The following is a 12,003-nucleotide window of genomic DNA, read 5'->3' on the forward strand; positions in this document are numbered from 1 at the left end:
GGCGGCTCGGAGAGCGCCCAGGTCAGAGATCAGGGAGGAGCTTGGCCGGGGTGATGGGCAGGTGGCGGACGCGGATGCCGGTCGCGTGGTGGACGGCGTTGCCGACGGCCGCCGCCGCCCCGACGATGCCGATCTCGCCGATGCCCTTGGAGCCCATCGGGTTCAGGTGCGGGTCGGACTCCTCGATCCACGTCGCCTCGATGTCGCGGACGTCGGCGCAGGCCGGGACGTGGTACTGCGCGAGGTCCCGGTTGAGGTAGTCGCCGAACTCCTCGTCCATGACGCTCTCCTCCATCAGCGCCATGCCGATGCCCATCGTCATGCCGCCGATGAACTGGGAGCGGGCGGTGGTCGGGTTGATGATCCGCCCGGCTGCGAAGACGCCGAGCATCCGGCGGACGCGGACCTCACCCGTGTCGGCGTCCACCTCCACCTCCGCGAACTGCGCGCCGAACGCGTGCCGGGCGTACTTCTCGCGCGCCTTCACCTCTGCGGTCGTGTCGGCCTCCGCCTCCAGGCCCTCGGGCGGGACCTCGCCGTTCAGCTTGCCGCGCAGGGCCTCGCAGGCGCGGACGACGGCCGTCCCCCATCCGGCCGTCCCGGAGGAGCCGCCGGCGACCGACGCCTTGGGGAACGCGCTGTCGCCCAGCTCGACCGTCACGTCGCCGAGGTTCGCCTTCAGGGTCTCGGCGGCGATCAGCGCGAGGGCGGTGCGGGCGCCGGTGCCGATGTCGGCGGCGGCGATGCGGACGGTGAACGTCCCGTCCGGCTCGGCGCGGGCGCTCGCGCGGTTGGGGCTCATGTAGGCGGGATAGGTGGACGCGGCGACGCCCATGCCGATGAGCTTGCGGCCCTCCCAGCGGACACCGGTCGCGGGGTCGCGTCCGGCCCAGCCGAAGCGGGCGGCACCCTCCTGCAAGCATGCGACGAGGTTGCGCGAGCTGAAGGGCAGGCCGCTCTCCGGCTCACGGTCGGTGTCGTTGCGGATGCGCAGCTCTATGGGGTCGATGCCGGCGGCGACGGCGAGCTCGTCCATGACGGATTCGAGCGCGTACATGCCGGGCGTCTCGCCCGGGGCGCGCATCCAGGACGGTGTGGGGACGTCCAGGGCGACCAGACGGTGCGTCGTCCGCCGGTGGGGCGCCTGATACAGCATGCGGGTCGGGGTGGCGGTCTGCTCGGCGAACTCCTTGACGGTGGACGTCTGCTCCACCACGTCGTGAAGGATCGCGTTCAGGCGCCCGTCGTTGTCCGCGCCGACGCGGAGCCGCTGGATCGTCGGCGTCCGGTAGCCGGTCGTCGCGTACATCTGCTGGCGCGGGACGGCGAACTTGACCGGACGCCGCACGGCGCCTGCGGCCATCGCGGCCAGGACGACGTTCGCCTTGGGGATCCCCTTGGAACCGAACCCACCGCCGACGTGCGGGGCCACGACCCGCACATGGGACGGGTCAAGGCCGAACGTCTGGGCCAGCATGCTCTTGACGTTCGATGCGCCCTGCGTCGAGTCGTAGAGCATGAGGTGCCCGTGCTCGTCCCAGCGGGCGATGGTGGCGTGCGGCTCCATCGGATTGTTGTGCTCGGCGGGCGTCGTGTAGGTGACGTCCACGCGAACTGCTGAATTGTTGAACACGTCCTCTGGCTCACCCTGCTCGGTGTCGGCAGGGAAGACCGGGTTCACCTGGTCCGGCCGGTAGAGGCCGGGGTGGTCGGTGCGCAGCCGCACGTCCGGGGTCTCCGGCGCGTACTCGACCCGGACGAGACGGGCCGCCTCCCGCGCGGTTTCGAGCGTCTCGCCGACCACGGCCGCGACGAACTGGCCCCGGTAGGAGACCGTCCGGGACTGGAACACCGCCAGCTCGCCGTCCGCCGGGTCGCCGAGCTTCGGCGCGTTCTCGCATGACAGGACGGCGAGCACGCCGGGCAGCGCCAGCGCCGCGTCGGTGTCGACGGCGACGATCTCACCGCGTCCTACGCTCGCCTGGACGGCCGCCGCGTACGCGACGTTCTCGACGGGGTACTCGAACGCGTAACGCGCCTCTCCCGTGACCTTCTCGCGGCTCTCCAGCCGTTCGGTCATGACGCCGTCCCCTCCCCCGCTTCGGTCACCCCGGCCGCTTCGGCCAGCTCGGTCAGCGTCCGGACGATCAGGTTGCGCGCGAGCGGCACCTTGTAGGCGTTGTCGCGCAGCGGCTCGGCGGCGTCCAGCTCGGCCTCGGCGGCGCGCAGGAACGACTCGCGCGTCGCGGGCCTCCCGCGCAGCGCCTCCTCGCCGAACCAGGCCCGCCACGGCTTGTGCGCGACGCCGCCCAGCGCCACCCGGACGTCCCGCACCACGCCCTCGTCCGGGTCCACGTCCAGCGCCGCCGCTATCGACACCAGCGCGAACGCGAACGACGCCCGCTCCCTGACCTTGCGGTAGCGGGACGGCATGCCGAGCGGAGGAACCTCGACCGTCGTGACGAGGTCGCCCGGCTCCAGGACGGTGTCGCGCTCCGGTTCGTTGTCGGGGAGCCGGTGGAACTCGTCCATCGGGATGGTTCGCGGCCCGCCGCGCCCTAGGACGTGCACCGACGCGTCCAGCGCCGACAGCGCCACCGCCATGTCGGACGGATGCGTCGCCACGCACGCCTCCGAATGCCCCAGGATCGCCAGGTTGTGATGCTCCCCTTCCCGTGCCGGGCATCCGCTGCCGGGGTTGCGCTTGTTGCACGGCTTGGCGGTGTCCTGGAAGTAGGAGCAGCGCGTGCGTTGCAGGAGGTTGCCGCCGACGGTCGCCTTGTTGCGAATCTGCCCGGACGCCCCTACCAGGACGGCCTGCGCAAGCATGGGATGCCCTTCGCGCACCGTCCGGTCTGCGGCGAGGGCACTGTTGGTCATGGCCGCGCCGATGAGGAGCGCGCCGCCCGGGGTCAGCTGGATCTGGTCGTAGGGGATGTGCGCGACGTCCACGAGCCGGGCGGGGGTCTCGACGCCGAGCCGCATCAGGTCGACGAGGTTGGTCCCGCCGCCGAGGTAGTAGGTCTCGCCATCGTGGCCGCCGGTGCGGCCGTTGCCGTGGCCGTTGTCGTGGCCGTTGTGCCGCGTCAGGGCGTCCTCGGCGCTGGTGGCGCGCTCGTAGGTGAAGGGCCTCATGCCTCGGCCGCCTCCTTGCTCGCCGTCTTCTCGCGGCGTGCCGCTTCCCTCAGCGCCGCGACGATGCCGACGTAGGCGCCGCACCGGCACAGGTTGCCGCTCATGCGTTCGCGTATCTCGTCGTCGTCCAGGACGGGGTCGGCCCCAAGGTCGCCGGTCACCGCGCTGGGCCAGCCTTGCCCGGCCTCGTCCAGCATCCCGGTCCCAGAGCAGAGCTGACCGGGCGTGCAGTACCCGCACTGGAACGCGTCCTGTTCGATGAACGCCTCCTGGAGGGTGCTGAGCCGCCCGTCCTGCGCGAGCCCTTCGACCGTGACGATTTCCTCTCCGTCATGGGCGACGGCCAGCGCGAGGCACCCGTTCGCGCGGCGTCCGCCGATGAGGACCGTGCACGCACCGCACTGCCCGTGGTCGCAGCCCTTCTTCGAGCCGGTCAGCCCGAGGTCTTCGCGCAGCACGTCCAGGAGGGACGCGCGGGTGTCGACTCTGAGCCGGTGTTCCCGCCCGTTCACGACGAGGGTGACGTCGGCGTGCACCGGGGTGGATTCGCTGTCCATGATTCCGGCCCTACCCTCGATCGACGCCTGTTCACAAGAGTGCCGCGGCGGCGTCCACGGCGGCCTCGACGTCGCCGTCCGGCGGGTACAGGAGGGCGCGTCCGGCGACGAGGCCCCGGACGCCCGGGATCCGCAGCGCGCGACGCCAGCCGTCCAGCGCCTCATGGGGGTCGCCGCCGTCGTCGCCGACCGACACCAGCGTGGGCAGCGTCGTCGCCGCCAGCACCCGCGCCAGCTCCGGCACGACCGGCACCTTCAGCCACGTGTACGCCGACGTGACGCCGAGCCCCGCCGCGACCGACACCGCCCGGATCATCGCCTCCGGCGTCACCAGGTTCCGGACGCGCCCGTCGACGCGATGCGCGACGAGCGGCTCCACCAGCGCCGGCAGCCGCCGCCGCGCGAGCGCCGACACCGCCGCCGCGCAGGCCTCCAGCGTCCGGGCGGTCGCCGGGTCGGAGTCGTCGACGCGGAACAGGAGCCGGCCGCCGTCCAGCCGGGACGCGGCGATCGCGGCGGCGTCGTAGGCGGTGAACCGGTCGTCGATCTCGAACGCCGTCCCGGCGAGGCCGCCCCGGTTCATCGACCCGATCGCGAGCCGCCCGTCCAGGGCGCCGAGCAGGAGAAGGTCTTCGAGGATGTCGGGGGTGCCGATGACGCCGTCCACGCCGGGCCGGTCAAGCGCCGTGCGGAGCCGGTCGAGGAACTCGCAGCGATCGGCCGTCGCGGTCAGGTCGCCGCCGACACCGAGCGCGCCGCGCGCCGGATGGTCCGCCGCGATGATCATCAACCGGCGCCCGGCCGCACCGGGCGGCCCCTCCCGGCGTCGCCGTTCCGCCGCGGCCTCGGCGATCGCCCCGGGCCGCGTGGCCCGCACGTCGGCAAGGTCATCGACACGCAGACCGCCTCGTCCGCCGTCGTCCGTCATGGGTTGTCGATCACGCCGGCCGATCGGGCGCCGCGGAGCCGCCGGAGTCGGTGAGGATCTCCGCGAGCCGGCGGGCCGTCTCGGTCGGCAGCGGCGGCGGCAGCCCCCGCCACCTGCGGGACGCGACCATCGCCGCCGCACCCGCCCCGCTCCCGTACACGGCCGCCGCGACGAACGCCGCCAGCTCGGGCGGCAGCTTCCGCTCCAGCAACCGCACGTTCATCCGGTGGACGGCGGCGGTCGCGAGCACTCCGAAGACCCCGGCGACGGCACCGAGCCGCAGCGCCGGAACGCGCCGCCTCGCCTTGTCCAGCATCTCCTCTTGCGCGGCGTCGGCCACCCGCCGGGCGAGCAGGAGGTTCTGCGCCAGCGAGTCGTCGTCCTCGACCTCCGCGGGCTCATACGACTCCGTCATGACCTCGCCTTACCCGTGAGCGTGCCTAAGAATCGGGAGAGCAATATGTCACCGTCGGTAACTTTGCGGGTGCTGTAAGTTGCCGAGCGGACCGTTCTGGACCTGTCCCGGACCCCGCGAGAGAGAGGCCGGTCGATGCAACCGTTCGAGCTGCCCGACTTCTACGTCCCGTACCCGGCCCGGCTCAACCCGCACCTGGAGGGCGCGCGGGCGCACACGATGGCCTGGGCGCGCGAGATGCGGATGCTGGACGACAACCGCGACCCCGGCACCCCCGACGTCTGGGACGAGGCCAAGCTCGAATCCGCCGACTACCCGCTGCTGTGCGCCTACACCCATCCCGACTGCGACGCCCCAGAGCTCGACCTCATCACCGACTGGTACGTCTGGGTCTTCTACTTCGACGACCATTTCCTGGAGGTCTTCAAAAAGACGCAGGACCAGCCGGGCGCGAAGTCCTACCTCGACCGGCTCCCGCTGTTCATGTCGCTCGACCCGCCGGAGCCGACGAACGCCGTCGAGCGGGGGCTCGCCGACCTGTGGGCGCGGACCGTCCCGTCGAAGTCGCACGCGTGGCGCCGCCGCTTCTCCGAGAGCACCCTGAACCTGCTCCGCGAATCGCTGTGGGAGCTGTCCAACATCAGCACCGGGCGCGTCCCGAACCCGGTCGAGTACATCGAGATGCGCCGCAAGGTCGGCGGCGCGCCGTGGTCGGCCGATCTGGCGGAGCACGCGGCGGGCGTCGAGGTGCCCTGGCGGGTGGTGCGGACGCGGCCGCTGCGCGTCCTCAAGGACACGTTCTCGGACGCCGTCCATCTGCGCAACGACATCTTCTCCTACCAGCGCGAGACCGAGTCCGAAGGCGAGATCAACAATTCGGTTCTCGTGATGGAACGGTTCCTGGACGTCGCCCCGCAGGCCGCCGCCGACACCGTCAACGATCTGCTGACGTCGCGGCTCCGCCAGTTCGAGAACACCACCCTCACCGAACTGCCGCAGCTCTTCGAGGACTACGCCCTCGACCCCGTCGAGCGGGCGAACGTGTCGATGTATGTGAAGGCGCTCCAGGACTGGCAGTCCGGCTGCCACGAATGGCACACGCGCTCCGGCCGCTACATGAACAAGAAGTCGCTGGGCATGTCCGCGGCCCGCATTCCCGCGCTGCTCCGGTCGGCCCGGATCAGCCTTCCGCACGTCCCCTACCAGAAGGTGGGGCCGACGCCGCTGCCGGAGTTCGACATCCCCTATCCGGCGCGCGTCAACCCGCACCGCGCGAGCGCCGGAGCCAACACCATCGCCTGGTGCCGCGACATGGGCATGTTCGACCCGCAGCCGCGCCATCCCGAACCGGTCTGGAACGAGGAACTGCTCACCGGAATGGCGCTGGAGATCTGCTCCGCGTCCCTCGACCCCGACGCGAGCCCGGAGGCCCTCGACCTCGCGACCCAGTGGCTGGCCTGCGGAACCTACGGCGACGACTACTTCCCCGCCATCTTCAACCGCGACCGCGACATGGCCGGTGCGAAGCACTTCAACGCCCGCGTCCCCGCGTTCATGCCGCTCGACTGCGGCCCCACGCCCACCCCGGAGAACCCTTTCGAGGCCGCCCTCGGCGACCTCTGGCGGCGCACCGCCACCCCCATGAACGAGGCCGGACGCCGCGAATTCCGCGCCACCGTCGAGCACATGGTCGAGAGCTGGCTCTGGGAACTGAACAACCACCTCCAGTCGCGCATCCCCGACCCGGTCGACTACCTGGAGATGCGCCGCCACACCTTCGGCTCCGAAATGACGATGGCCCTCGCCCGGATCGAGCACGCCCACGAGATCCCCGCCGATGTCTTCAAGACCCGCACCCTCCGCGAGATCGACGCCTCCGTGATGGACGTCGCCTGCCTCATGAACGACTGCTTCTCCTACCAGAAGGAGATCGAGTACGAGGGCGAGCTCAACAACGGCATCCTCGCCGTGCAGAACTTCTTCGGCTGCGGCCGCGACGAGGCGCTGCCCATCGTGAACGACCTCATCACGTCCCGCCGCCGCCAGTTCGAATACCTCGCCGAGCACGAGCTCCCGGCCCTGGCCGACGAAATGGACCTGGACGAGACGGCCCGCACCGCCCTCGGCGCCTACCTCGACGAACTCCGCGACTGGATGGCCGGGATCCTCAAATGGCACCGCGAGACCGACCGCTACGACGAGCGCCCGGCCCCGCCCGGCGTCCCCGAACCCGCGGGCCTCGGCACGTCGGCCTTCCGCCTGCACGCCCGCTCAGGCGGTTGACCCGCTCAGGCCGTTGACCCGCTCAGGCGGGTGAACGCTCGCCCTCCGGCTCCGGCGCGGTCCGGGGGGCGGGGATCATCAAGGTGTGGCGCTCGTCCTGCGTGAGCCCCCGGAACACCCGGGTCCGGGCCCGCGCGACGAGCGCCTCGCCGTCGGTGACGACCTCCCAGATCCGCACGGTGCGGTCGCCGGATCCCGTGGCGATCCGCGTCCCGTCCGGCGACCAGGCCACGCCCCACACCTCATCGTCGTGCACGGCCGCGACGCACAGCTCCCGCCCGGTCAGCGGCTCCCACAGCCGGACGGTCCGGTCCCTGGACGCGGTCGCCAGCGTCCGGCCGTCCGGCGACCACGCCACCGCCCACACCCAGTCGTCATGCCCGGTCAGCACGGCCACCTCCGTTCCCTCGACGGCGTCCAAGACCACCGTCTCGGAGTCCTGCGACAGGGCGGCGATGTGCGTGCCGTCCGGCGACCACGCCATCGTCCGGACGGCGCTCTGCGGCCCGTTCAGCACCCTGACCTGCAGGCCCGTCCGCGACTCCCAGACCCGGACCGTGCCGTCCTGGGACGCGGTCGCGAGCCGCTCGCCGTCCGGCGCCCAGGAGACGGCGCGCACCGTGTCGTCGTGGCCGCGCAGCACGAGCGGCTCGCCGCCGTCCCCGAGCCGCCGCACCAGGACCGTCCGGTCGTCGGACGCCGACGCGAGCCGCTCGCCGCCGGGTGACCACGCCACCGCCCGGACCCAGTCGCCGTGCTCGCCGAGGACGGCCTCCTCGGCGCCGTCCGCCGTCCAGATCCGCACCGTCCGGTCGCGGGACGCGGTCGCGACCCGGGCCCCGTCCGGCGCCCAGGCCACGGCCCACACCTCGTCGGTGTGCCCGCGCAGGACGCGGGGACCGTCGTCGGCCCAGATCCGCGCCGTGCGGTCGTAGGAGGCCGAGGCGAGCACGCCCGCCGCCGACCAGGCGACCGCCGCCACCGCCCGCTCGTGCCCGCGCAGCACCGCGATCTCCGCGGCGCGCTCGGCGTCCCAGAACCGGACGGTCCGGTCGTTGGAACCGCTGGCGAGCCGGGCGCCGTCCGGCGACCACGCCACCGCCCGCAGCGCCTCACCGTGCCCGCGGAACACCGCGAGCTCGGTGCCCTCCGCGGCCGACCAGAGCCGGATCGTCCGGTCGTGGGACGCGGTGGCCAGCCGCGCGCCGTCCGGCGACCAGGCAAGGCTCCACACCAGGTCGCCGTGCCCGGTCAGCACCGGCCCGGACGTCCCGGACTCGACCTCCCACACCCGGGCCGTCCGGTCATAGGAGCAGCTCGCGAGCCGCATGCCGTCGGGCGACCAGGCGACGCTCCGGACGGAGTTCTCGTGCCCTTCCAGGACGACGGCCAGCCGCCCGGACGTCGCGTCCCAGATCCTGACCGTGCGGTCGTCGGACGCGCTCGCGAGCCTGGCCCCGTCCGGTGACCAGGCCACGTCCCGGACCCAGCCGTCATGGCCGCCGAGCGTGGCGGTCTCCGTCCCGTCCGCCGGGTTCCAGATCTTGACGTCGCCGTCGCGGGACGCGGAGGCGAGCCGCGTCCCGTCGGGCGACCAGGTGACGCCCCACACCCTGTCGCGGTGGCCGCGCAGGACGGCGATGCGGGTGTACGCGGCGGCGTCCCACACCCGTGTGGTGCCGTCGTCGGACGCGGACGCGAGCCACCGCCCGTCCGGCGACCACGCGACCGCCATGACCGGGCCCTCGTGCCCGCGCAGCACCGCAACCTCGGCGCCGGACCCGGCGTCCCAGACGCGCAGCGTCCGGTCCGACGACGCCGTCGCCACCAGCTCGCCGCCGGGCGACCAGGCCACCGACCAGATCCGGTCCTCGTGGCCGCGCAGCACGCCGCGCGCCCGCGACACCGCGAAGCCCGCCGACAGCGCGCGCCGCGCCAGCGGGGTCGGGGCGCACTCCTCGTGCGCGGCAAGGGCGAGCAGGAGGCTGTGCTCCGGGTCGGTCTGGAAGGCGGTCAGCGCCTGCCGGGCGATCGAGTCGGCGAGCCGCTGCATCGCGACGCCGTCCGACCGGTGCGAGATCTCGACGAACTCGACGGCGAGCGGTTCGATCGCCGCGAGGCCGTCCGCCTCATCGATCCATTTGCGGGCCCCGGCGAGCCGGTCACCGCGCAGCAGGTAGGCCTCCTGGCGGCCGTAGCGGTCCCATTCCGCGGCCCAGTGCTCCAGGTCGGCGATGCGGCGCAGCGTCTCGGCGTGCAGCGCGATCGTCTGCCGCAGCGGCGCCCACGCGGAGAACAGCGCCTCGTGCGACACCTCGAACACCGCGTCGTCGCCGTCGCGGCCGCTGGTGCACAGCCGCTCGCGGACGAACGCGTCCACGACCAGGCGTCCCGGCCCGTCCAGCTCGCCGCCCGGCACCCGCCGCCGTGTCGGCCGCCCTTCGGTGAACTTGACGAACTTCAGCAGCGTCGGCAGGACGGGCGGCGCGGGGTCCAGCGCCTCGAGCTCCGCCATGAGCCGGTCCGCGCGCCGGGTCAGGGCGCCGTCGACGCCGCCGGTCCTGCGGTAGTCCTCCAGGGTGATGGTGCTGTTGCGGCCGGCGTGCAGGTAGAGCTCGTGCAGCAGGTAGGCGAGCAGCGGCAGGGCCGTCCCGTCGCCGGTGTCGTCGGCCATCTGCGCGACCAGCTCCGGCGGCTCGAACGTGATCCCGACCCGCTCCGCCGGTTCGCGGATCACCGTCCGCAGCGCAGCGCGGTCGAGCGCCGTGACCGTGAACGGGTGCCGGAACAGGTCGGCGTGCTCGCCGCTCAGAAAGGCCGTGAGGAACTCCGCCCGGAACACGAACACGACCCACAGCTTCGGGTCGCCGTCCAAGGCGTCCTTGAGCATGCCCAGGAACGCGTCACGATCATCGTCGCCGCTCAGCGTGAGCAGTTCCTCGGCCTGGTCGACGACGATCAGCACCGCCCGGTTCCGCCGGCCCTTCCGCAGCGCGTCGAGGCTCCGGCCGAGCGCGTCCCGGCCGTCCGCCCGCAGGCTCGCCGCGATGTCCGCGGCATCCGTGTTCAGGGCGTCGGCGAGGCAGTAGGACAGCGACCGGAACGGGTCGTCCTCCGGCGTCGTCGACGGCACGATGATCCATCGCCGCAACTGCGCCACCCTCGGCAGGACCCCGGCGTGCAGCAGCGACGACTTCCCCACCCCGGACGGACCGGTGACCGCGATCGCCCGCCGCTCGCCCCGCAGCCGCTCCACCAGCTCCTGGATCTCGGCGTCCCGCCCGAAGAAGACGGCGTCGTCGTCCTCGGTGAACGCGTCCAGCCCGGGGTAAGGCGACCGGTCGCCCTTCCACACCGGCCGCGCGAGATTCCGCCGCTCCTGGCCCTTCTCCCACGCCAGGACGAGCGGGATCAGCAGCATGCACAGCACGATGACCGGAAGCGCCCACTTCTGCACTACATGCGTGGTTTGTGGCGACACCTGCAACGCCAGCCCCAGCAACGCCACCAGCAGAATCATCAGGTACCCGGGAAAGACGGGACCCTGCCGCCGCCGCATGCACACCCTCCGAACCCAGCCCACAACCCCCGCCCATGCTACGTCCGCGCGCGTTGGCCGAGCGGCATCGCCGCCACCGCACTCTGCCGTCCCACCCCCACAACAGGCTGTATGCAAGATCTCGCACTTTCGCAGCAGTGAATTACACTTACCGGTATGGCTGCTGACACCAAAAGATCCAAGGGCAGGGCAGCGCGTCGTCCCGGCAAGCCTCAGGCGCACACCCTGGGGTTCTCCGTCCACGCCGAAGATCGCCCGGTTCTCGATGAGCTCGTCGACTATTTCGGTGACGGGAACCGGTCGGCGTATCTGCGCGCCACCTACCGCGTCATGAAGTCGATCATGCTGGCGGAGCAGTTGCGCGACCTTCAGTCCTACGGGCAGCAGCGCACCGCGGAACTCGGTATCGAACCCGCCGACGTCCCCGACCGCATCCGGGAGTTCCTCAAGGGCGAGAGCAGCGCCTGACCGTGCCGGCACCTGTGGTCTTCGACATCAACGTGCTCGTCACGGCCGCGGCGACCGGGAACAGCCCGTTCCGGTCATGGCCGTCGCCGCCGCCGACGTCGGGGAACGCCTCAGCCGACTGCCTGGGAGTCGCGAACGACGCGGCGGAGTTCTCGCTGTGGCTGTCCCCGCACATCCTGCGGAACATCGAACGGATCCTCGTGGAACTGTTCAAGTGGGAGGATGCGAAGGCCGAGGCGTACCTGACGGCACTCGTCGCCGTCGCCGAGCACAGCGAGGGCGAAGTGATAGATCCGCCGCGCACGGTGCACGACTGCCCCGACCACGAGGACAACTTGATCCTCGACCTTGCGACCGAGGTGGGGGCGCTGCTCGTCGTGAGTAACGGCACCGACCTGATCTCCATGTCGCCGTGGCGAGGCACCCCGATCGTCACGCCGGAGGTCTTCCGCCAGAAGGTGGACGGCATGCGCCGTCACGCCCGTCGCCGTTGAACGAAGAGGGCGGCCGCACCGGTCACCCAGGACGACCCGGCGAAGCCGAGCGCCTGGCCGGCGGATAGGCCACCGGATCAGGCTGTCGCTGTGCCCTGAAGAAGCGGAACGTCACCGTTCCGGAGTACCGCGCCATGGACGGGAACGAGAGCAAGGACCTGCGT

The 12,003-nt window shown here is 72.1% G+C and carries 9 protein-coding genes; 3 read left to right on the forward strand and 6 right to left on the reverse strand.

The features are described from left to right. Positions 1 to 22: 22 nt before the first annotated feature. The 5 genes from ACH34S_RS01465 to ACH34S_RS01485 all read right to left on the reverse strand — a co-directional run bounded on the left by ACH34S_RS01465 (position 23) and on the right by ACH34S_RS01485 (position 5,035). On the reverse strand, positions 23 to 2,080 hold the full coding sequence (locus ACH34S_RS01465) for a xanthine dehydrogenase family protein molybdopterin-binding subunit (RefSeq protein WP_395950508.1): 2,058 nt from the start codon (positions 2,078 to 2,080) through the stop codon (positions 23 to 25). Beyond that, on the reverse strand, positions 2,077 to 3,135 hold the full coding sequence (locus ACH34S_RS01470) for an FAD binding domain-containing protein (protein ID WP_395950509.1): 1,059 nt from the start codon (positions 3,133 to 3,135) through the stop codon (positions 2,077 to 2,079). The genes ACH34S_RS01465 and ACH34S_RS01470 overlap by 4 nt, the downstream gene beginning before the upstream one ends. Further along, positions 3,132 to 3,692, reverse strand: a complete 561-nt coding sequence (locus tag ACH34S_RS01475; RefSeq protein ID WP_395950510.1) for a 2Fe-2S iron-sulfur cluster-binding protein — start codon at positions 3,690 to 3,692, stop codon at positions 3,132 to 3,134. Before ACH34S_RS01475 ends, ACH34S_RS01470 begins: the two co-directional genes overlap by 4 nt. Positions 3,693 to 3,723: 31 nt before the next feature. Further along, a complete protein-coding gene (locus ACH34S_RS01480; protein ID WP_395950511.1) occupies positions 3,724 to 4,569 on the reverse strand; it encodes a deoxyribose-phosphate aldolase in 846 nt (281 codons plus the stop codon). Between the two features lie 61 nt (positions 4,570 to 4,630). Further along, positions 4,631 to 5,035, reverse strand: a complete 405-nt coding sequence (locus tag ACH34S_RS01485) for a phage holin family protein (RefSeq protein ID WP_395950512.1) — start codon at positions 5,033 to 5,035, stop codon at positions 4,631 to 4,633. A 135-nt stretch (positions 5,036 to 5,170) separates the two neighbouring features. Between ACH34S_RS01485 and ACH34S_RS01490 the strand changes: the two genes are divergently transcribed. Further along, the gene (locus tag ACH34S_RS01490; protein WP_395950513.1) at positions 5,171 to 7,318 is read left to right on the forward strand and encodes a germacradienol/geosmin synthase; all 2,148 of its coding nucleotides are present in this window, start codon (positions 5,171 to 5,173) and stop codon (positions 7,316 to 7,318) included. Positions 7,319 to 7,340: 22 nt separating this feature from the next. Here the strand turns inward: ACH34S_RS01490 and ACH34S_RS01495 are convergent, their stop codons facing one another. Further along, positions 7,341 to 10,877, reverse strand: a complete 3,537-nt coding sequence (locus tag ACH34S_RS01495) for an AAA family ATPase (protein ID WP_395950514.1) — start codon at positions 10,875 to 10,877, stop codon at positions 7,341 to 7,343. 156 nt (positions 10,878 to 11,033) lie between these two features. Between ACH34S_RS01495 and ACH34S_RS01500 the strand changes: the two genes are divergently transcribed. Together ACH34S_RS01500 and ACH34S_RS01505 are read left to right on the forward strand one after the other, a co-directional pair. Next, positions 11,034 to 11,345: a hypothetical protein gene (locus tag ACH34S_RS01500; protein ID WP_395950515.1), complete on the forward strand. Its 312-nt coding sequence runs from the start codon at positions 11,034 to 11,036 to the stop codon at positions 11,343 to 11,345. 2 nt (positions 11,346 to 11,347) lie between these two features. Continuing rightward, a complete protein-coding gene (locus ACH34S_RS01505) occupies positions 11,348 to 11,839 on the forward strand; it encodes a putative toxin-antitoxin system toxin component, PIN family (RefSeq protein WP_395950516.1) in 492 nt (163 codons plus the stop codon). Positions 11,840 to 12,003: the final 164 nt, after the last annotated feature.

Origin of the sequence: Actinomadura sp. 3N508 (genome assembly GCF_044326375.1) — a bacterium.
GTDB lineage: Bacteria > Actinomycetota > Actinomycetes > Streptosporangiales > Streptosporangiaceae > Spirillospora.

Coding starts and splice junctions, on each gene's coding strand:
- ACH34S_RS01465 (WP_395950508.1), bottom strand. CDS start 2,080: ATGACCGAACGGCTGGAGAGCCGCGAGAAGGTCACGGGAGAGGCGCGT.
- ACH34S_RS01470 (WP_395950509.1), bottom strand. CDS start 3,135: ATGAGGCCCTTCACCTACGAGCGCGCCACCAGCGCCGAGGACGCCCTG.
- ACH34S_RS01475 (WP_395950510.1), bottom strand. CDS start 3,692: ATGGACAGCGAATCCACCCCGGTGCACGCCGACGTCACCCTCGTCGTG.
- ACH34S_RS01485 (WP_395950512.1), bottom strand. CDS start 5,035: ATGACGGAGTCGTATGAGCCCGCGGAGGTCGAGGACGACGACTCGCTG.
- ACH34S_RS01490 (WP_395950513.1), top strand. CDS start 5,171: ATGCAACCGTTCGAGCTGCCCGACTTCTACGTCCCGTACCCGGCCCGG.
- ACH34S_RS01495 (WP_395950514.1), bottom strand. CDS start 10,877: ATGCGGCGGCGGCAGGGTCCCGTCTTTCCCGGGTACCTGATGATTCTG.
- ACH34S_RS01500 (WP_395950515.1), top strand. CDS start 11,034: ATGGCTGCTGACACCAAAAGATCCAAGGGCAGGGCAGCGCGTCGTCCC.